The organism is Arthrobacter sp. SO3, assembly GCF_020532825.1.
GTDB lineage: Bacteria > Actinomycetota > Actinomycetes > Actinomycetales > Micrococcaceae > Arthrobacter.
Map to the genome: position 1 here is coordinate 7,701 of NZ_MQTS01000056.1, position 20,957 is coordinate 28,657.

Sequence of the window (20,957 nt, forward strand, 5' to 3'; positions counted from 1 at the left end):
TTCATTTCCCCGCCGATGGACGGCTCGTCCTCCATGACGGCAGTCTTGCTCGCGTCTTGCATGGCCGCCGGGTTCCGGCCGGGCGTTGTCCAGGAGCTTTCCGATCCGTACATGGTGCTCACCTTCGTGGCCGCCGGCGTGGGGGTCACCCTCATGAGCAGCGGGATAGCCGGGATCATACCCTCCGGCGCAACTTACGTGGCCCTGGATCCCCCGCAGCACTTCATGAATCACGCCGTCGCGTGGTCCGAGGAAAATGACTCCGCCGTGCTGGCGGCTGTGCTCGCCGTCGTCGAAGAGATCTTTCCAGAGATCCCCAGCTGACTTCCGACTCATATAGTCGAATTGAAGCATAGTGATAGATCATTTTAGTCGTGGACACACTAAGTGATCGCAGCCACACTGGATGGAGAAGCCGCATAGCGCGGCTAACCGTTTCGCCGCCGGCCCACGCCAAGAGCCCCCGAATCGGTCCCGTTACCTGAAGGGAACACCATGTCAGTGTCGACATCGGCGCCAGCACGCCCCAAGAACAATGCGAAGATCGCAGCAGTTTCAGGGTTCGTGGGCAGCGCACTTGAGTACTACGACTTCTTTATCTTCGGCTCGGCGGCGGCGCTGATTTTCGGCAAGCTGTTCTTCGCTCCAGGTCCTTCCGCGATGCTGTTGTCCTTCGCAACCGTCGGCGTCGCTTACATTGCCCGTCCGCTCGGCGCAGTGATCTGCGGACACCTTGGCGACAAATTCGGCCGGAAGCGGGTCCTGCTCCTCACCCTGCTGCTGATGGGGAGCTCGACCTTCCTTATCGGATGCCTTCCCACGTACAACGACATTGGAATGGCAGCGCCGATCCTCATTGTGGCCCTCCGACTTGTGCAGGGACTCTCCGCCGGCGGCGAATCTCCGGGGTCAAGTTCCCTCACGCTCGAGCACGCACCGGAGAGGAAGCGCGCCTTCTACACCAGCTGGACCATGAGCGGCATCATGTTCGGGATCGTGCTCTCCACGCTGGTGTTCATTCCCGTGGCGTCCATGCCCGAGGACCAGCTGCTGGCCTGGGGCTGGCGCATCCCGTTCCTCGCCAGCGCCGTGGTGACAATCATCGCCTTCGTGCTCCGCCGCCTGCTGGAAGAGCCCCCGGTATTCGCCGAGGTCAAAGAGCACGACGAAGTGGTAAAGGTTCCCCTCGTCACCCTGTTCCGACACCACTGGGTCACCGTTCTCCGCGTCACCGCCATGTCGCTGTTTACCATCATCAACACCATCATCAACGTCTTCGCCTTGTCCTACGCCACGTCCGTCGTTGGCCTTGAAAAGGGCCTAATGCTGACAGTCATCGCCGTCGCCAACCTCGCCGCGGCGGCCATGGGTCCATTGGCCGGCATCCTCGCGGACCGAATCGGCCGCAAACCCGTTTTCGTCACCGGCTTGGTGCTGCAGATCGGCATGATCTTTGTGTTCTTCACGGCTCTGTCGGCCGCGAACGTGCCCCTAATCTTCGTGACCGGCATCCTGCTCATCGGTGTTGCGTACACCGGATCGAACTCCATCTACCCCGCCTACTTCCCCGAGCAGTTCCCGGTGAAGATCCGCTACTCCGGTATGGCCATCAGCCTCATGTTCGGCCTGCTCTTGGCAGGATTCGCACCGGTCATTTCCGAGCTGCTGATCGGTGGCGACAAAGCCAACTGGGTTCCTGTCGCAACATTCGCCGCCGTGGCCTGCGCCATCTCCGCCATCGCAGCGGTGCTTGCACCCGAGACGTTCAAGACTCCAACGGCCCTGCTGGGACTGAAGAAATCCGACCTACGGCGCCACGCGGCGCTGTCCATCACCCCGGAGCCCGCAGTACGGCAGTCCAGCATGGCCGACGACGCTTCCCGCGCAGTTGCCGATAAGGCACGGGCATGAGCCAGCAGGCCCTGGCGGGGACCTGGGCGTCCCGGCCGCAGGACGCCGATATCAACCACCGGTTCCTGGTGGGCTTGCTCGGTTCCGGTATCGGCGGATCCCTCACCCCGGGCCTGCACGAAGCCGAAGCCGACAGGCTGGGCCTGGCCTACACCTACCGCGTCATCGATCTGGACGCCATCGGAAAACCTGCCGAAAGGTCCGCAGCGCTGGTGCGGCACGCAGCCGATCTCGGATTCGACGGACTGAACGTCACCCACCCTAGCAAGCAACTGGTCCAGGATGGCCTGGACGACCTTTCACCCGAAGCCCGGATCCTCGGTGCCGTCAACACCATCACCTTCCATGACGGCAAGGCCGTGGGGCACAACACGGACCACACCGGTTTCATCAGCGGCCTCAAGGCCGGCCTCCTATCGGCCGCGACCGACTCCGTGGTGCAGATCGGCGCGGGAGGAGCCGGTGCGGCGGTGGCCTTCGGGCTACTCAGCACCGGAACCCGGCACCTGGTCATCGCCGACATCGAACCGGCCCGAGCCGAGGCCCTGGCCGCCCGGCTGGCCCCGCACTTTCCGGACAGCCGACTGTCGGTGACCCGGGCGGATGCTGTCGCCGGAAGCATCCTGGAAGCCGACGGGTTGGTGAACTCAACGCCGATCGGTATGACAGGACACCCCGGTATGCCAGTGGATCCCGACCTGATCCACTCCGGGCTGTGGGTAGCGGACGTGATCTACCGGCCGCTCGAAACCGAGCTAATCAAGGCAGCCCGCGGCAAGGGCTGCGCCGTCCTCGACGGCGGACGCATGGTCGTAGGGCAGGCAGCCGCCGCCTTCGAGATCTTCACCGGCATCCCCGCCGATGCCGAGCGCATGCTGGCCACGCTTCGACAGGCAGCCAGCTAGATGGATTCCCGGGCACCGAGCACCATCGCCGAGTCCCGCTGCCTTGTGGTCGGAGCAGCCAGCGGCATCGGGCGCGCAACGGCAGCCCGCCTCAGGACGTCCGGCGCCACGGTGGTAGGTGCTGACCTGCCCTCGGGCACCTGGCACGAAGCACCGGGCAACTCATCGCTCGCCATGGACGTCACCGACCCGGCATCGGTTGCGGCGGCCGTCTCTGCAGCGGCCCTGGAGATGGGAGGGCTCGACGCCGTGGTGAACTGCGCCGGCATCCTGGGCCCCGTCGCCCCGGCAGCAGCCACATCGGTTGAAGACTTCGAACGCATCATGAAGATCAACCTGACAGGGGCGTTCATTGTCTCGCAGGCCGTCCTGCCGGGGATGGCCAAGGCAGGCTATGGACGGCTGCTCCATATCTCCTCGACGGCGGGCAAGGAAGGCGTGGTCAATATGCCCGCCTACTCTGCCAGCAAGGCCGGGATCCTGGGCCTGGTCAAGTCACTGGCCAAGGAGTTCGCATTGTCCGGCGTCACCGTCAATGCCCTCGCCCCCGGCAATGTGGTGACCCCGCTCTTCGCCGAAGTGCCGAAAGAACAGCAGGCAGCCCAGGCCGCCAAGATCCCGATGGGCAGGTTCGGGACACCCGCCGAAGCGGCCGCCCTCATCGAATTCATCGTTTCACCGGCGGCCTCCTACACCACCGGCTCCGTCTTTGATCTGTCCGGCGGCCGGGCCACCTACTAGCCCCACACCAGCCTCTGCCGGACCGCAGCACAATTTCCTACCAGCACCAGAAAGATGGCACCCGTTGATGATCACCCCATCACCTGTCACCTCCCGCCCCCTTCGCATCGGAATCGCTGGGTGCGGGGCGATCTCCCGCAACCACGTGGAGGCGTTCCGCGCCCTTGACGACGTCGTCATCGTGGGCGTCTGCGACATCGACCTCCAGCGCGCCCAGGAAACCGCCAAAGCCTGGGGAATCCCTGCAGCAGTCACCACCGTCCAGGAGCTCCTGGGCCTGGACCTGGACATCATCTCGGTCTGCACCCCGCACCCCACCCACGAGGATGTGGTGCTCCAGGCCGCTACCGCAGGAGTCCACGTGCTCTGCGAAAAGCCCATCTCCACTGAGCTGGCGTCCGCAGAGCGCATGGTGAAAGCCTGCGATGACGCCGGCGTGACGCTGGGTGTCCTCTTCCAGCGGCGGTTCTGGCCGGCAGCCCAGCGTATCCGCGCAGCGATCGACGATGGCACCCTGGGCCGGTCCATCATGGGCCAGTGCTCGGTGATGCTGCACCGCGAACCGGAGTACTTCTCCCGCGACGCCTGGCGCGGGACCTGGGCCAGCGACGGTGGCGGGGTGCTGATGACCCAGGCCATCCACTACATCGACCTGCTGCAGTGGTTTATGGGGGAGGTGGCCGAGGTCTACGGGAAGATCAACACCTACAAGCACGGCGCGAATATCGAGGTGGAAGACTCAGCGACCGCCGTCATCACCTTCACCTCCGGTGCCATGGCCACCCTGGAAGCGTCGACGGCGGTGTCTCCCAGCCTGGGCGTGCAGATCCGGGTCACGGGGGAGACCGGGGCCTCCGCTTCCCTGACCGAATTCCCGGAAGGCAGCGACGGCCGTGTGGACCTGTGGGCCGTGTCCGGGTCGATCAGCACCGAGCCTGCCCATCCCCAGGATATTGACCCGAACGTCAGCCTCACGACAATTAACGGCCAGCTTATCCCGCACCACACCGCGCAGGTCCGCGATTTTGTCCATTCCCTCAGGAACGGCCGGGAACCGGCGGTCACCGGTCAGGACGCGACGAAGGCCTTGCGCATACTGCTGGCGGTTTACGAATCGTCCCGAACAGGTCACCCGGTCCGCTTCGCCCCGCTGCCTGAAAGCACACGACTACCCGCAGAGATCGCGGTCTAAGGAACAGCAATGGAACAGAACACACGCTACGCTGCCCGGCCACTTACACTGGGCCGCAACGGCCGAACCCCAAAAACCCTCCGCAACCGGCTCGCGTCCGCACCGATGGAACGCAACTACGGCACTACGGACGGGTGCATCACGGAGCAGTACATCGACTATCTGGTGACCCGCGCCAAAGCCGGACTCGGCATGGTCACCACCGAGGCTACCTATGTCCGTGCTGACGGCAAGGGCCGCACTCAACAGCTGGGCCTGCACACAGATGAGATGATCCCCGGGCTCCGCAGGCTCACCGACGCCCTGCACCGCGAAGGTGCCCTCGCCGCCGTCGAACTTAACCATGGCGGCCGCACCGCGCAGACCGCCGTGTCCGGATTCAAGAACGTGGCGCCGTCGCCGGTTCCGTGCGGGGTGGCCGGCGGCGAAGTTCCCCGTGAGCTCACCGTCGAAGAATGCCACGAGCTGGTGAAGGCCTACGCCCAGGCTGCCCGCCGGGCCGTGGCCGCAGGCTTCGACGTGATCAACATCCACGGCGCCCACGGCTACCTGATCCACCAGTTCATGTCACCGATCTCCAACCACCGCACGGACGAGTTCGCCCCACCCGAACGCTTTATGAACCTCGTCATCGATGCCGTACGGGCGGCCGTCCCGGACACCATTGTGGGTATGCGTGTCTCCGTTGTGGAAGGCCCTGCGGAGGGCATCTCCGCCGAACAGCAGGTGGCCATCATCGAGAAGGCCCACCTTGAACACCTGGACTTCCTGGACATTTCTGCCGGCAGCTACGAGGCCGGCGAATGGATTGTGCAGTCGGGCGAATGGAAGCCCGGCATCCTCACCGACTACGCCAAGGCCTACCGGAAGTTCGGCCTGCCGCTCGGCATGGCCGGCCGACTGAACTCCCCGGAAATTATCGAGAACGTTCTTGGCGAAGGGAATTGTGACTTCGTCAGTCTCGCCCGGGCCATCCATGCCGACCCCGCCTTCGTGGGCGGCGTCCTGCGCGACGAACGCTACCGCCCCTGCATCGCTTGCAACGTCTGCATCGACAACCTAGGCCGTGGCCAGGTGACCTGCACCGTCAACCCCGCGGTTGGGCGCTCCCGCGTCCCGGTTCCCACCCCCACCGTCCGCGAAGGTTCCCGCGTCGTGGTGGTGGGTGCCGGACCCGCCGGCCTCACCGCCGCCCGCGAGCTTGCCGAAGCAGGAGCGAAAGTGACCGTGCTCGACGACGGCGCCCGGCCCGGCGGCCAGTTCGCCCTCGCTGAGCGGATGAAGTCCACCCCGGACTTCCACCGTTTCGCCGAATGGTCCGCCGAGGAGAATGCGCGGCTGGGCATCGATGTCCGGCTGGGTTCGCGGGTGGATATGGAAAGCCTTGACGGCCTGGTCCGTTCAATGGACGCGGACGCCGTCGTGCTTGCCACCGGCGGGCTCCGGCCCGGGGCCACGTTTACTGGCGGAGACGCTGCGAACGTCCTCGATGTGCGCGACTGGCTGGCCGGCCACCCGGGAGTTCTTGACGCCGGTGCCCGCGACGGCGTCAACCTGCCTGAGGCCGTGACGATCTGGGGTGCGGATTCCGTGGCGATGAGCGTCGCGGACACACTGGCCGACCGGGGGACCGCGGTCCTTTTGATCGGTCCGCAGGAGGTCATCGCCCCAGAGTCCGGCCGCCGCGCCAAAATCCTGGCCGTGCCCCGGCTTGAAGCCAGCCCTCGGGTCCGGATCCGGCTTGGCTCAGTCATTGAGGAATACGACGGTGGCCGGGTAAGGATCAGCGGTCCAGGTCTTGCCCCCGGAGGCGAATGGCTGGACGCGCCGGGACCGCTCCTGGTTTCGCGCTCCGTGGTTCCGCTGGACGGCACTGTCCCTGCGCGCGTCCGCGACGCGGACCTGAGCCGCGAAGCGGGGGTGCCCGTGACACTTGCCGGGACCGTGGCGGACCAGACGCCAGCCATCGCCTCCAACGCCGTCAAGAGCGGCTACGACGCAGCGCAGCGGATCGCCTTCCTACTGGTTGCCGAAGCTTCCTCCAACAACGAACTGAGCCTGAACGGAGCACAGTCATGACCCGAACCGCGCAAAGATCCGTCGGGCTGGCCCAGCTGTCGCTGCTGAACACCGCCCCGCCTGAACTGGTGGGAGTCGCTGCCGAAGCAGGCTTTGATTTCATCGGCGTCCGGGTGCGCCCCGTAACCCCCGGAGAACGGCCCTACGACCTCCAGCCAGGGTCTCCGATGCTCCGCGAAACCCTCTCCAGGATGCAGGACACCGGCGTCACCGTGCGGGACATCGAATTCCTGCTGCTGGACGGCAGCGACCGGCGCGAAGCATGGCTGCGAATGATGGAAGCAGGGCACGCACTGGGGGCAACCTCCCTCACGGTCGCGGGGGCCGATCCGGACAGTGCCCGGCTGGTCCACACCCTGACCCGGATGACCGAGGATGGCCGCGGATTTGGGATCACGCCTACCCTCGAAGCCATCTCCTATCAGCCAGTTGCTTCCATTGCCCAAGCTGCGGACATTGCCCGTCAGGCCGGCTGCCACATCGTGGTGGACACCCTGCATTTCAACCGGTTCAACGGTGCTGGCGCTGCCGGCCAGTGGGCCGGGCTGCACGCCAACGCAGATCTTGTGCCACTGCTCCAGCTGTGTGACGGCCCGCCGGAACGGCCTGCGACCCGCGAGGGACTAGTCGTCGAATCGCGCTCCGAGCGGGAGGTCCCGGGTGCGGGCGCGTTCAGGCTTGCGGAAACGGTGACCGCCCTTCCCAACGGCTTACCGGTGAGCGCGGAGACGCCGTCAGACCGGCGGGTGGCCGAACTCGGCGAGCTCGGGTGGGCGCGCCTGCTCAAATCCGGGGTGGACGCCGTGCTGGCAGCTGCCGGAAGTGTCCAGGCAACAGCAAATCTCGAAGGGACGGGGACCAGATGAGCAGCATCACGAAAGAGGTCACCACAGCACAGATCAGCCCCGGCGTCCGCATCCCGCTCATCGGCCTGGGAACGTGGCCACTGACCGGCGAGGACGCCGCAGCGGCGGTGACACAGGCCATTGGCAACGGCTACCGGCACATCGACACGGCCGAGAACTACGCCAACGAGGCCGCCGTGGGGGAGGGGATCCGCCGCAGCGGAATTGATCGCGGAGACCTTTTCCTCACCACCAAGTTCAACACCCCGTGGCAGAGTCTAGCCGGCGTCCGCGAAGCCTTCGGCCATGCCGTGCAGCGGCTCGGCACGGACTACCTGGACCTGTTCGTGGTCCACTGGCCCAACCCGGCCCAGGGGCGTTTCGTCGAAGCCTGCGAAGGACTGCAGCAACTGGTGGACGGCGGCTCCATCCGGGCCTGGGGCGTCTCAAACTTCAAGCCCGCCCATCTACGGCTCGTCCAGGACGCCGGCCTGGACGTCCCGCTGAACCAGGTGCAGATCGACCCCGAGCACGGACAGCCCGGGCAGCTCGCCTACCACCGCCACCATGGCATACTCACCGCCGCATACAGTCCGCTTGGGCGCAACGGCAATTTCCTCAATCATCCCGCCGTGACCGGCCCCGCCCAGGACCTGGGCAAGACACCGGCCCAGATCGTGCTGCGCTGGCACGTCCAGCACGGCCGTGTGGCCGTCCCCAAGTCCGCGGACTACGAACGTCAGCGCGAGAACCTGGACGTCTTCAGCTTCGAGCTGATGCCCTCACAACTCGACGCGATTGACGCACTTGAAACGGGTGCGCCGCCGCGCCTGAACTCCGACACCTACTTCCACTGAGAAAGCACTGAAATGACTGCACCGTTGCATACTTCATCCGCCCACCCGAGCTTGGACTGCGACGTCCTCGTCGTCGGATCCGGCGCCGGCGGCCTGTCTGCCGCGGTCACGGCCGCCTACCACGGACTGAAAGTTGTGGTTGTTGAAAAAGCAGACGTCTGCGGCGGCGCCACGTCGTGGTCCGGCGGCTGGGCGTGGACCCCGGGGAACCCGCTGGCAAAGGCCGACGGGGTCAAAGAGGATCGCGAACTGTTCCGCACCTACCTGCGCCACCGCCTAGGCCAGCACTACCAGGAAGACCGTGTGGATGCGTTCCTCGAGGCTGTCCCCCATATGGTGGGTTTTTTCCAGGACAAAACCAGCCTCCAGTTTGTGCCCGGAGCCAAGATCAAGGACATCTACGGGAACACCCCGGGTGCCGGCACAGGGCACCGCTCAGTGGGACCAAAACCGTTCAACGCACGCCGGATCAAACCGGAGCTGCGCGCAAAGATGCGTCACCAACTATACGAAACATCGTTCCTGGGCATGGGCATCATGGCCGGTCCGGACCTGACCAAGTTCCTCTCCGCATCCCAGGGCAACATCCAGGGCCTGTTCCACGCAGCCTGGCGGGTGGGCTTCCACGTGCTGGACCTGATCACGCACCGGCGCAACATGCAGCTGGTCAACGGCACCGCGCTCACCGGCCGGCTGCTCAAATCAGCCGATGACCTGGGCGTGGACATCCGCGTCTCCACCCCCGCCCGGCGCCTGATCACGGACGACAACGGTAAGGTGACCGGCGCCGTGGTGAGCTCCCCGGGGGGTGAGTTGCGGATCAACGCCAAGCGTGGCGTCGTGCTTGCCGCCGGCGGCTTCCCGAACGACGTCGCCCGCCGCGCCGAACTCTTCCCCAAGACCCCGACCGGCCGGGAGCACTGGACCCTGGCACCGAAGGAAACCACCGGCGACGGCATCACCATGGCCCAGGCCGTCGGGGCCCGCTTCGAGACCGACATGGAATCCCCGGCCGCATGGTGCCCCGTTTCGCTGGTCCCATACCGCAACGGACGCACCGGGACGTTCCCGCACATCATGGACCGGGCCAAGCCCGGAAGCATCGGCGTCCGCCGGGACGGGAAACGCTTCGTCAACGAGGCCAACGGATACTACGACTACGTCGAAGGCCTCATCAACGCCACACCGGAGGGCGAACCGGTCGAGGCCTGGCAGATCGCCGACGCCGCGTTCGTGCGGAAGTTCCCGCTGGGAATGGCCAAACCGCTTCCCGTGCCGCTCTTCCCGTACCTGCGCTCGGGGTACCTCAAGAAAGGCAACACCCTGGAGGAACTCGCCACCGCCTGCGGCATCGACCCGAAAGCCCTGGCCCGGACCGTGGCGGAATTCAACGAGAAAGCCCGCCAAGGCGTCGACCCGGACTTCGCCCGCGGTGCCAGCGAATTCAACCGCTACGGCGGAGACCCGAAAAATACCCCGAACCCGTCGCTGCGCCCGCTGGAAAAGGGGCCCTTCTACGCAGTGAAAATCGTCCCGGGATCCTTCGGTACCTTCGCCGGTCTCGCCGCCGATTCACGCTCACGCGTCCTGAATGAATCAGGAAAGCCCATCGGAGGCCTCTACGTCGCAGGTAACGACCAGGCCTCCGTCATGGGCGGGCACTACCCCGCCGGCGGCATCAACCTCGGGCCCGCCCTGACCTTCGGCTACATCGCCGGACGCGACCTCGCAAACGCCACACAATACGAAGACGACGGCACACCGGCCCCGGAAGAACCCGCCGGGAACAACAACCCCACGGTCAAGCAGCCCAGTTTGAAATAGCAAAGGTCGGCCCCGATCGACGGTGACTCCAAGGCCGCAGCCTAGGGTTCGAGCTGGAATTCGACCCGGCACCGGAAGAATCGAATGTTCTGGGCGACGGACAGCGGGCGGTGGATCTGCTGATCATCGCCATGGGTGATCATGACCCCCTCCACGCTCTGACCCGGCTCGAGCAGCACCTCCCGGACGGCGCCTCAGTAACTCTGGATCTGGCCGACCACGACCTCGCTGGCCCGTCCGTGTTTCAGTTCGATGACGAGCTGCCGGGTCCGGTCCTTGCAGATGGCGAGGATGTCCGTCGAGCCGGTGTCGGTGGCGACCTGCTGGCCGTCGATGCAGTCCATTTCATGAGCGTCACCCTCCCGAGCCGTGGGTGCCCCACTTCTGCAAGGGCGGCCAAGGAGTGTCGTTCATGCCGCTACGTACCGGTTTGCTGATGAGATGTTCGGAAAAGAGGAAAGAACAGTCATGACCCACACGGACTCCAGCCCGATCCGGGACCGGCCCTCGAAACGCCAACGTGGCCGGTACGCGTAGTTGGCATCGGCCACCTCTGCCGGGACGCTGCCGGGCAACCTGGCAGGTTAGCTGCGCGGCAGCTTCAAGCCGGTCTCGGTCATGACGTCCCGGAGCCGGTTCGGGTAGTCGGTGATTATTCCGTCGACGCCGTCCGCGATCAGGGCGCGCATGGTCGGCTTGTCGTCCGCTGTCCAGGGAATGACCTTCATGCCCGCGGCGTGTGCCCGGTCGACCATGTCTTTCGTGACGTACGGGACGTAGTCCGCGTCGTCGACGCTGCCGTTTTGCGGTGCACCGTGCACGGGGGAGATCGCGTCAAAGCCGAGGGAGGCTGCCGAGGCGACGATGTCGCCGCCGAAGTCGTCCGCATCAATGCCGCCAAGCCACGGGGATTTCCCCGGCTGACCGGCCTGCAGGAAGTCCTTGTTGGTCAGAGCCACGGTCGGGATCTGGGGTGCGTGCTGCTGGACGAGCCGCAAGGCGCCCCAGTCGAAGCTTTCGATGGATACCCGGTGCTGCATGTTGGCCTTGTTGATTTCGCGCAGGGCGACCTCTACGAACTGCTCCCGCGGGGCGGTCTCCTCGGGTGCCCCGGCTTCCACTTTGGTTTCGATGTTGAACTTCACCTGGCTCGCGTGGCGGGCGTCTGCCATGGCGAAGACCTCAGCCAGTGTCGGCATCTTCGCCCCAGGAGAGGCCTCCTGGCCCGGGAACTCCGGCAGGGTGAGCGAACCGCAGTCCAGGCTCCGGACCTGCGCGAATGTCAGGTCCTTGACGTACTTGCCCACATACGGGTAAAGGGGGTCGTCCGGTGTTACCGGGGCGGTATCGAGGCACTTCCTGCCACTGATTTTGCGGTCATGGGTGATGACCTCACGGCCGTCTTTGGTGATCTGGAGGTCGAGCTCGAGGGCTGACACTCCCGTGTCGATGCCCTTGGCGAAAGACGCCAGCGTTGACTCTACAGTGAGCCCAATGCCTCCACGGTGTGCCTGGAGGTTGAAGTGATTCTCCCCGCCGTTCGGGTTGGTGCCGGCAGCCATGGCCGGGGACTGGAGGGCGAGCAGCAGGGCTGCGCTGAGTACGGCAGCGCCCAGCTTCGTCGGGTTGAGCATGGGGTGTGTTCTCCACTCTGGTGGTGTGCAGGGGCACGTGCCACACTGTCCGCACGGTGTCAACAGCCGATCATCTCCGGTGGACGCACGCGTCAACGGCGGGTGAACTCTTCTCGGTGCTAATACCGTCCGGCAGGTCCCTCCCCGGCTTGTGGGGCCGGAAGGACGACTTCCTGGGCCGGGATCTCCGAGACCGCCGAATGCACGGCAGTCGTTACCGGAGCGGTGATTCGCGGTGCGCCTGCTCGCATCGCGGCGCTGTCTGCTTGCATGGAGGCATCACTGAGTAACCGCCGGCAGCAGTAACCGTAGACCTGGAACATCCGCGTCCTGGGCGACCTGACCGCCAAGTGGAGCGACTCGCCTTCCTTTACGACAGCACGCGGTTCCAACCCTCGGGCCTGGTCGGGGAGATCGTGCTGCCCCCGATCGGGGATCACCCGCAGCGCCAGTTCGCCCGCAGCCCGTACACCGCCAGCTTCACCCAGGCCGGGGTGGAGCTCGCCCAGTGGATGCATGACTGGGCGGTGTGGCCCGGCGACTGGAACTCCAACCTCATCGTGCTCGGCGAGTTCAACCTGGACCGGATCGGCGACCCGCTCTACGAAGCGTTCATCGCTAGGGTCTGTGGCCACCGGCGGAGCTGAACGCGGTCCCGCGGACCATCTTCGACGACGACAAGACGAAGCACTTCTACGACCAGCTCGCCTGGTTCTCCAAACCAGACGGCGCTTCCTTGCTGAAGGGGCTGGCCTACGGCCAGCCCGCCGGAACCTTCAACTTCATCCCGCATGTTTTCCGGGGCATGACCCGGAGCGAGGTGTCCTGGCGGATCTTCAACCACTACCCGCTTTGGTGCGAGTACCGGCTGGCTTAACGGAGAAGACCCCGCCCGCGACAACAGGTGCCGTGGGCGGGGTTTGACCGGGCCTAGTCTTTGCGGCCGGGCAAAACGAGGAGTGCGTCTCCGACCGGGCGTTCACCGGTTGCGTCGGAGGGGGAGTTTACGACCTGGCCGCCCTGGACCATGGTGGTTGATCCTCCGCCGTCGAGATTGATCGCGTTGACCATGCCCAGCGAGCGGGCGACGTCGGCGGCTTCTTTGATGCTCAGTCCGAGGGACGTCGTCTGGCGCCCGTCGGCTGTGACCAAAAGGGTACGGCCCTGGGCGTCAACGCCTGCAATGGTGCGCGGGTTGCGCTTGTGCACCCACCCGTAGAAGAAGGAGTTGCTGTCGTCGGTGCGGACCATGCCGTCGCGTTTGGCGGTCACGTTGAGCTCACCGTTTTGGACGAGTGTGGGTCCGCCGTTGACAACGTCGGTGGTGGCGCTGGTGTTGAGGGGCTTCCCGCGCTCGTTGAGGAGGTCTGTGTCTACCTTCAGCTTGGAGCCGGGCTTAGCCAGTGCGGCGAGCTTGTCGGCGTCCGTTCCGATGGCCTGCAGCGTGTGGCCGCCGGCCGGGATGGTGGTGCCCCGGGTGTTGTTGACGGCGGTGACCGTGTCGCGGGCGTCGAGGACGGCTTCCAGTCCGGGACCGGACGGCGTGGTGGCGCCGAACTCCGGGGTGAAGGCGACGATCTCGTTCGCGTCGGTGCAGGTGAAGTCGTGCAGCGGCAGGTTCGTTGGGGTGTCGTCGGTGCCGCCGCAGTTGCGGATGAGGCCCGGCACCCGGTTCAAGCCGTCCAGGGGGAGCTCTCCAGCGATGCCGGGGGCAGTTACTGTACCGTGCCAGTGCAGTCGCTGGATGGAGGTCTCGTTCTTGGCGCCGATGACGAGGGAGGGCCGGTCCCCGACCGGCTCGCTGAGGACCGTGCCGTCGTGTACTGCCGCGCCTGCGGCATCGCCCGGGGCCCCGGCGGCGGGGTCCATGACGAAGTATCCGCCGTTGGTCGCAGCCAGGGCGCCCGAGGCGTCCGCGAGCTGGCTGGTCTTTTCCCGGTCTTCGAGGTTGGGGCCGAAAGAGGAAGTGAGGTCGCCGCGGAATTCTTTGGGGTCGATAGTGAGGACCTCCAGCTTCCAGGGCCCGTGGTCGTTCTCGCTGGAGCCTTCGTCGCCGTCCCAGCCGGTGTAGATCACCGAGGATTTGTAGCCGGCCGCCTGGATCTGGGCGACAGTGGTGGAGCCGTCGGCTTTGGCCGTGAAGTGTCCGGCACGCACGCGGTAGCCGAGATCCCCTCCGGCGTCGGCCAGCTGCGGTGACTGGACATGTTCGACGCGGGCCACGGCGCCTGCGGCGTTGAGCTTGTCGGCGACCTTTTGGGCCTGCGACTGGGTGGACAGTGCTGACGCCGGCGCGTCCGGATCCGGGGAGGTGGACGGAACGGCAACCTCAGCGGTCCAGAAGAAGTCCTGGTTGGGGGTTCCCCGGGTGATGGACGTCCGGGTGAGGCCCGGGGCCAGGGTGGTGATGGCGCGGGACTCCGGGAGGCCGGCAGCGCCCAGGTCGAGTTTGTCGGATGGGTCCGGGGTGACGGCAGCAGCCTGGTGTGAGCTGTCCGGCGCCGCTGTGGAGGCGCCGGCGGGGGCAAGGAATGCAATCGGCAGGGCCGCGGCCACGGCGGCGATGGAAGCTCTGCGGAAACGATGACTGGGTGTGATCATGACCGCGACGCTACGGTGCCTGGGGACGCGGGTTCCCACCCACACGCCGTAGTTCACGGTGTCTTCGCCATCTGTTCACGGCGGATTCCATACTCGCTGCGGTGTCGTTGGCGTAACCGTTCCAGTCTCGCAAACTCTAGTTTGATGAGGACATGCCCGATCCGCGAAAACAAGTCTTTATGCGGCGAAAAGTGTCTCACCGAGTCGGTCTCACTGGGGGAGTCTCACAAGCCCTCGAGACAATGTGACACACCCCGGACCTGGCATGTGGTCCATGGGGCTTCCACTGGGATACGTCAGGGTTTCAACCACCGACCAACACGGCCAGAACTCAGACGCTCTGGCCACAGCGCACCAGACCAGGAATGTGTCCGTTCGGCCCTCGGCCCCGGTGATCCGCGGGTTGGAGGACAAGCCACGTCGGGTATCGCAACGGTGCTTGGAAACCCAGCGACGAGCCCAGACAAACCGCTGCAGCCCCAGTGCCAAGGGACGATTCAGTTAAGGACTCCATGCGACCGAGGACACGCGGCTTGATATGCACGACCGGACCGAGGGCAGATCGCAGGGCCAGCGCAAATACATTCCAGCATATGCGCTGTTATCGGCGTTCGGTCAGCGAATTCCCGGTGACAGTTGATGTCTCTCCCATCGCCCAAACCTTCGGAACAGAGGGTTGCCGGCCGGAGCCTGGCTCCTAGGAAAATCGCTAGCCGAGCTCGCGCTCAGGAATGAAGCTCCGTCGCTACCTTAAGATCGATGCCATCAACGTGACACAGCCTGCGAAGCCCGGAGCCGTAATTCCCTTAGAATAGCGGCCAGGGCACCGCCGACATCTCACCGCTCGGAGCCGGAAACCGCCCTGTCAAGCGCAACCGGGCGCAGCGCGCGGCGAGCGATGCGATTTCTTCGGCGCTGAGCAAGTCCGCCAGGTTTCGGCCCAGCCCACCGTGCAGTCCTTCGCTGACACGATCTATGCCGTCGCGTTCCTCGGCGGTCAAAGCGTCTCCCAGCCACCCCCACAGCACCGTGCGCAGCTTGTGGTCACGGTGAAAGGTGAGCCCATGGTCCACGCCGTACCGGTGTCCGTCCGTCATGGCAAGAATGTGGTCGCCTTTGCGGTCGGCGTTGTTGACGACCATGTCGAACACCGCCATGCGTCTGAGCGCTGGCGAGTCTTCGTGAACGAGGGCGACCATCCGTCCGTTCTCATCTCGTCCCTTGAGAACGTGTTTCCAGCCCGTCTCCGGCACGTGGTCCGTCGGGACCAGGGTCACGGCGCTTTGGGCGGGGTCTTGCTCCTGCCAGAGCTGCACCATTCCTTCGCCCATCGGACCATCGCGCAGCCAGGTGTGCGGCACGACGTCCCAGCCCAAGACCTGCGAGACCAGGTAGGCGGCCACCTCCCGGTGAGCCAGAGTGCCGTGGGGAAAATCCCACAGCGGACTTTCGCCTGCTATCGGCTTATAGACGACCACCACGTCGCCGATGCTGCCCAGAAAGGTAGCGTTTGAAGCCGTCGTGATGCGGCCGGTGAGCGTCAGCTCGGCGGTCACTAGGTCCGGCGCTGGCATCAGACCTCGGGAAGGGTGCAGATGTGCCCGTCGGCGTCCATGGGGTAACCGCAGATCGAGCACATCGGACGCCCGGCGCCCACGATCTCACGAGTGCGCTTGGCGAATGCGCGGGCGGTGCCGACCGGCATTCGCACCAACAGCATTTCGGACTCGTTAGCGCCGTCCTCATCAAGCGATTCGTCGTTGCCTTCAGCATCGACATCGGTGATGGGGTAGGCCTCTACCACGACCTGGGCCGTGGTTGGGTCCCAACCCAAGCTCATGGCGCCGGTGCGAAACTGCTCCTGAACGGCCTCGAGCTGGTCATTGTCGACAAGTTCAATGGGAGTACTCGTGGGAACGCTGAAGGGGTTGCCCTCGACGGTGATGAGCTGTTCGAGAATTTCGTCGATCTTCTCCGCAAGCAGAGCCGACTGCTGCTTCTCGAGGGCAATACTCACGATCTGCGTCCCTTCGCGCACCTGCAGGTAGAACGTGCGCGCCCCCGGAAGGCCAATGGTGCCAACGACGACCCGATCAGGCCAGGCAAACTCATAAACACGTGTAGGCATGTCAGTATTTTAGGCACATGAGGTTCATGGCGCCTTTTGCCCTGCACCGCCGCCCACCGGCGCATCGCCAGAGTGGATGCCGTTCGACAGCCACGAGAGATCACCCGCGTCGGTGTTGGTCGCGTAGACGCTCGGCCGACTAGCGCCGTAGCGCACGATCGATACGGAGGCGGGGCCCACGTTAATACGCTGGAACAGGTCAAGGTGCATGCCGAGCGCGTCGGCCAGGATTGACTTGATGATGTCACCGTGACTCACCGCCACCCACACGGCCCCTGGCCCGTACTCGGCTTCGAAGGCTGCATCGTGGCGTCGAATCGCTGCCACCGACCGTGCCTGCATCGCGGCCATGGATTCACCGCCGGGAAAGACGACGGCGGACGGTTGCGACTGCACAACCGGCCACAAATCCTCGGTCGCGAGATCACTGAGCGTGCGGCCCTGCCACTGGCCGTAATCGCACTCGGTGAGATCGAGATCGACCGGCGCGTAGGGCGAGCCAGCCTGGCGATTGAGGATGAGCTGGGCGGTCTGCCGACAACGCTCAATAGGGCTCGACACCACCCCGACTACGGGCACGGCCGCGAGCCGGTCTCCGGTCAGAGCTGCCTGGTCGCGCCCGATCTGGTCCAGGCTGACGCCGACGGCCCGACCGGCCAGCAGTCCAGTGGCATTGGCTGTGGTGCGGCCGTGCCGCACGAGAATAACTGTCGCCATCCACCCAGCCTAACCACCCGCTCGAGGACGGTGTGAACCGTACCGGGTCGCGCGCCGAACTGGGCAGATAAAGTGGCGGCACCCTTCCAGCACGCCGACGCGCTCAAAGCCGCCCAGACGGACACGGCACGCATTGACCAGCTCATGGCCGAGGCAGCAAAACCGGAAGAACCGGCACAGCCAGAACCCCCGGCCGAATCCGACCCCCGCATGGAGGACGTCCCGTACCCGCTCCGCGTCGGATCCAGTAATTCCCGCCCTCTCAGAGCGGGTCGTGTGCCAAGCCCTCATGGCCACCGGGGTCGGAGGACCGGCCGGAATGGCGCACTGGGTGCGACTGCCCACCGTTATACGATGCAGAGTTGCGGCAGGTCGCTGGTTATCCGGCTTATGGTCAAGATCTTCAACCCGCATGGGATATTAAACCCTAGGGGTTTTACCGTTTCTAAAAGTGATCGCTCGTACTTTCGCATGGCGAGTATGCCGCGGCGTAGGTTTTTGGTATTTGCGACGAACCCCGAGTATCTCGTGAAATCGCCCTCAGGTAGCCTAAGGCAGGTGAGATTAAGGGACTTTCCGGCCGCACTGGGAGTTGCTCCGGAGGACGCGCGTCTCGATTGGCAGGAGTGTGAGATGGTCGCGACCCGCCTGTTCCGAGACAGCGAATTGGATAAATGGGTCGAGTATCCCACCGGAATTGTGATCAGTGATTCCGAATTACAGCGATAGGCAGGATTCATTCCGGTTTACATAGGCCATTGCCCACAGGGCTGACTCAGCCGTGCTAGCACGCCCTCGATTCGGGAGCTCCGAACCGCAGCCATCGATATCGCTTCCAAGATAGTCAATGAGAATGACGCTAGCTAGGTTCAAACCCTAAAGAGGAAAGCCTGTGGAAAAGACGCTACCGGTTCACGTTAGAGCAACTAAGGTAACCAGGAAGCGTCGTTCCCTAATATTTGGTAGGACATATTTCTCTTACGACGTCCGATTTCGGGATGGTGAAGTTCAAACAACGTGAATCTCGATTCTGTACTGTACGGCGCCCGTTCCCAGCTGATTATCATTCGGTCAAGCGTGGTGCGCAGGCCGTGGCCGGTGATGGCGTCCCGGGCGAGTGGGTGGACTATCCGTGTGGGCGGCCGCTTCGTGAGGTGCTGCAGGCGTCAGACGTGCCGCTGGTGATTTTGGCGTTATGACTTGGCGTGGTCCGCGCGTTCAAGCAGTCGTGACACCGCGTAGCCGATGACGAGGCCCCAGAACGCCGGGTGGATGTTGATGAGATTCATGCCGGACATGGTCACGACGAATGTCACCAGGGACCCCAGGGTGAAGGTTGTGGCGAACGCGGTCACAAAAGCCTGCTGGAGAGCGCGCAGCATCGCAATGCCGCCCAGGGCCAGGATGAATTCCTTGGGTGTTGCGAGCATGAGCCGGGTAAGGGCCGGCGCGAGGAGGGCGCACGCCATGGCTAGGACGCCATACACCACGGCAGCAGTGTACTGGCGCTGCTTGGTTCCCGAGGACGTCATCAGGGCGTTGGTGGGACCGGTCACGCAGGCTGAGACGGCGCCGCATCCGGCATTGAGTAAGGAAAACGCCCCCGAAACGATGGCGAAGACGTTGATCGGCGGATTGTGTCCGGCGGCGCGGAGGACGGCGACGCCCTGGCCATTCTGAACGAACAGCACGGTGAGGGCCAGGGGAACTACCAGCTCGAGCTGGGCAGCCCAGGTGAACTCAGGAAGGGTGAAGACCGGGGTGGCCAGAATCGGTCCGCCTTCCCGGAGTGCAAATTGGCCACTTGCCGCCACAGCGAGGCAACCAACCACAAGGGTGCCGAGCACCGGAGGAAGGAACCTGCCCAGGGCGGGCACGGCCGTGAGGACCAGGAAAACGGCTACCATCGGGGCGACCACCACAGGGTTCGCCTGGGTTGAGGCGACGATGTCTGTGCCGAATTTCAGGAACACGGCTGCGACCATGGCCATGACAATGGGCATCGGGACCGCCGCCATGATCCGGCGCACCATTCCGGTGGCACCCAGGGCGAGGATGAGAATAGCGGACGTGAAGAACGCGCCGACTACCTCCGGAAAAGACAGGTGCTGCAGCGACGGGCCGAGGAGCACCGTGCCGGGAATGGACCAGGCGAAGCCCAGGGGCTGGCGGTAAAGGAGCGACATGAAGACGGTCGCGGCCCCGCCTGAAAAAAAGATGGCAAACACCCAGGATGCGAGTTGGCCCTGAGAAAGTCCGCCGGCCGTTCCAACGGCCAGCGTGACCGCTATCGGGCCGGAGCCGGCGAAGATGAGGCCGATCACCCCGTTGGATACGTAGGGTGCGCCCAGATCACGGAGGACCTGGCGCACTCCTGCGGGGCGAACCTCTGGTCGTTCCATCAGCGGTTGGGGCGCAGGAGCCACGGCGGCTCCCGTACGGGACGAGGCGGGTGGGACCCGAGGGGAAAGCGGCATTCTGACTCCTGGCAACGGCGGCATAAACCATAGGCGCCCCGGGGATGCCACCCCGGAGCGCCTTAGGTGCCGGAGCCGAGGCGCCGGCACCGGTTGTGATCGGCGGTTCTTACTTGTGCTGGCCTTCCTTGGCGAGGACGTAGTCATAGACCACTTCTTCGCCGGCTTGGCCGTCCGTGCGCGGCCGTGGTGCGAGCATCAGCTCGGGCTTGACGGCCGAGGCGATGTCATCGGCGTTGTGGGGATCGCCGGGGAAGTACAGCTGCTGGGTTACAGGCTGGAAGCCGGGGGCGGAGACCTTGATGTGGATGTGCGCCGGGCGCCAGGCGTGCCACCCGGCCGCGTTGATCAGCTGCCCGCAAGCTCCGTCCGTGGGAATCTGGTACGGCGCCGGGCGCATGGTGTTGATTTCGAAGCGGCCGTCGTCGTTCGCCTTGACCGTGGCACGGAAGAGCCATTCGGGGAGGCCCGGGGCGTACTGGGAGTAGAATCCGGCGCTGTCCGCATGCCAAATTTCCACCTGAGCACCCTGGATTGCATTGCCTTCGGTGTCAGTGAAGCGGCCAGTGAAGTGCAGCGGGGTGCCCTCCTCGTCCTCGCGCATTTCCACAGTGCCAGGGCTCTGGAGCACAGGGGAGCCGGGCACGTAGTAGGGTCCCTCGATGGTACCCACGGTACCTGGACGGTCCTGGGAGTTGACGTCCTCGACAGTGTGTTCCAGCCACACGTCCAGGAACAGCGGCCATTCCCCGTCTGTGCCTACCTTGATCAGCCAGGATTTGAGTGCGTTGTATTCCTCGTAGGTGACCTCGTGTTCGACAACGATGTCGTTGGCGGCCTTGATAAGGGCCCCTGCCAGCAGGCTCACCCTTTCCTTCGGCACATCCAGCTGCGCGAGCTTTCCTGAGGCGGTAAAGCGCTCGGTGGCCTTTGAGCCGGCCTCCACAGCAGTGCCCTCGTCCTCTTTGCGGGCGTCCGTTTGGGTGTCAGTCATGGTGTTCTCCATACTCTTCGTTGAACAGGGGAGGAATGGTTCCTGCACCCGG

At 64.8% G+C, this 20,957-nt stretch carries 19 protein-coding genes; 11 read left to right on the plus strand and 8 right to left on the minus strand.

All coding sequences use genetic code 11. The features are described 5' to 3' along the window. From BJQ90_RS06040 to BJQ90_RS06080, 9 genes are all read left to right on the plus strand, one after another. Positions 1–324: LysR substrate-binding domain-containing protein (locus tag BJQ90_RS06040; RefSeq protein ID WP_264197010.1), on the plus strand; the 324-nt coding region annotated here is incomplete at its 5' end. A 171-nt stretch (positions 325–495) separates the two neighbouring features. Then, complete coding sequence (locus tag BJQ90_RS06045; protein WP_226759398.1) at positions 496–1,911, plus strand: MFS transporter; 1,416 nt, start codon at positions 496–498, stop codon at positions 1,909–1,911. Next, complete coding sequence (locus tag BJQ90_RS06050) at positions 1,908–2,816, plus strand: shikimate dehydrogenase (RefSeq protein WP_226759399.1); 909 nt, start codon at positions 1,908–1,910, stop codon at positions 2,814–2,816. Before BJQ90_RS06045 ends, BJQ90_RS06050 begins: the two co-directional genes overlap by 4 nt. Further along, positions 2,817–3,557 carry an SDR family NAD(P)-dependent oxidoreductase gene (locus BJQ90_RS06055; protein WP_226759400.1) on the plus strand — a complete coding sequence of 247 codons (741 nt, stop codon included), beginning with the start codon at positions 2,817–2,819 and terminating at the stop codon, positions 3,555–3,557. Positions 3,558–3,624: 67 nt separating this feature from the next. Beyond that, positions 3,625–4,749, plus strand: a complete 1,125-nt coding sequence (locus tag BJQ90_RS06060) for a Gfo/Idh/MocA family protein (RefSeq protein WP_226759401.1) — start codon at positions 3,625–3,627, stop codon at positions 4,747–4,749. Between the two features lie 9 nt (positions 4,750–4,758). Beyond that, positions 4,759–6,828 (plus strand): FAD-dependent oxidoreductase, encoded by a 2,070-nt coding sequence (locus BJQ90_RS06065; protein WP_226759402.1) that lies wholly within the window; start codon positions 4,759–4,761, stop codon positions 6,826–6,828. Continuing rightward, a complete protein-coding gene (locus BJQ90_RS06070) occupies positions 6,825–7,694 on the plus strand; it encodes a sugar phosphate isomerase/epimerase family protein (RefSeq protein WP_226759403.1) in 870 nt (289 codons plus the stop codon). The genes BJQ90_RS06065 and BJQ90_RS06070 overlap by 4 nt, the downstream gene beginning before the upstream one ends. After that, a complete protein-coding gene (locus BJQ90_RS06075) occupies positions 7,691–8,530 on the plus strand; it encodes an aldo/keto reductase (RefSeq protein WP_226759404.1) in 840 nt (279 codons plus the stop codon). Before BJQ90_RS06070 ends, BJQ90_RS06075 begins: the two co-directional genes overlap by 4 nt. A gap of 12 nt (positions 8,531–8,542) precedes the next feature. Continuing rightward, a complete protein-coding gene (locus BJQ90_RS06080; RefSeq protein ID WP_226759405.1) occupies positions 8,543–10,354 on the plus strand; it encodes an FAD-dependent oxidoreductase in 1,812 nt (603 codons plus the stop codon). A 194-nt stretch (positions 10,355–10,548) separates the two neighbouring features. On the opposite strand, the gene BJQ90_RS06085 is transcribed toward BJQ90_RS06080, so the two are convergent. Continuing rightward, positions 10,549–10,698 (minus strand): hypothetical protein, encoded by a 150-nt coding sequence (locus tag BJQ90_RS06085; RefSeq protein ID WP_226759406.1) that lies wholly within the window; start codon positions 10,696–10,698, stop codon positions 10,549–10,551. Between the two features lie 240 nt (positions 10,699–10,938). After that, complete coding sequence (locus tag BJQ90_RS06090; RefSeq protein WP_226759407.1) at positions 10,939–11,988, minus strand: glycerophosphodiester phosphodiesterase family protein; 1,050 nt, start codon at positions 11,986–11,988, stop codon at positions 10,939–10,941. Positions 11,989–12,338: 350 nt separating this feature from the next. On the opposite strand from BJQ90_RS06090, the gene BJQ90_RS06095 reads away from it, so the two are divergent. Beyond that, the gene (locus BJQ90_RS06095) at positions 12,339–12,635 is read left to right on the plus strand and encodes a hypothetical protein (RefSeq protein WP_226759408.1); all 297 of its coding nucleotides are present in this window, start codon (positions 12,339–12,341) and stop codon (positions 12,633–12,635) included. A gap of 89 nt (positions 12,636–12,724) precedes the next feature. Beyond that, complete coding sequence (locus BJQ90_RS06100) at positions 12,725–12,865, plus strand: hypothetical protein (protein WP_226759409.1); 141 nt, start codon at positions 12,725–12,727, stop codon at positions 12,863–12,865. Between the two features lie 53 nt (positions 12,866–12,918). Here the strand turns inward: BJQ90_RS06100 and BJQ90_RS06105 are convergent, their stop codons facing one another. The 6 genes from BJQ90_RS06105 to catA form a co-directional block, all read right to left on the minus strand. Next, a complete protein-coding gene (locus tag BJQ90_RS06105; RefSeq protein ID WP_226759410.1) occupies positions 12,919–14,589 on the minus strand; it encodes a phosphodiester glycosidase family protein in 1,671 nt (556 codons plus the stop codon). Between the two features lie 806 nt (positions 14,590–15,395). Next, complete coding sequence (locus BJQ90_RS06110; RefSeq protein ID WP_226759411.1) at positions 15,396–16,163, minus strand: SCO1664 family protein; 768 nt, start codon at positions 16,161–16,163, stop codon at positions 15,396–15,398. After that, a complete protein-coding gene (locus BJQ90_RS06115; protein ID WP_226759412.1) occupies positions 16,163–16,717 on the minus strand; it encodes a DUF3090 domain-containing protein in 555 nt (184 codons plus the stop codon). The genes BJQ90_RS06110 and BJQ90_RS06115 overlap by 1 nt, the downstream gene beginning before the upstream one ends. Before the next feature lie 24 nt (positions 16,718–16,741). Continuing rightward, the gene (locus BJQ90_RS06120) at positions 16,742–17,434 is read right to left on the minus strand and encodes an MSMEG_4193 family putative phosphomutase (protein WP_226759413.1); all 693 of its coding nucleotides are present in this window, start codon (positions 17,432–17,434) and stop codon (positions 16,742–16,744) included. A gap of 1,193 nt (positions 17,435–18,627) precedes the next feature. Next, the gene (locus BJQ90_RS06125) at positions 18,628–19,836 is read right to left on the minus strand and encodes a benzoate/H(+) symporter BenE family transporter (RefSeq protein ID WP_226759414.1); all 1,209 of its coding nucleotides are present in this window, start codon (positions 19,834–19,836) and stop codon (positions 18,628–18,630) included. A 184-nt stretch (positions 19,837–20,020) separates the two neighbouring features. After that, positions 20,021–20,917, minus strand: a complete 897-nt coding sequence (gene catA / locus BJQ90_RS06130; RefSeq protein ID WP_226759415.1) for a catechol 1,2-dioxygenase — start codon at positions 20,915–20,917, stop codon at positions 20,021–20,023. Positions 20,918–20,957: the final 40 nt, after the last annotated feature.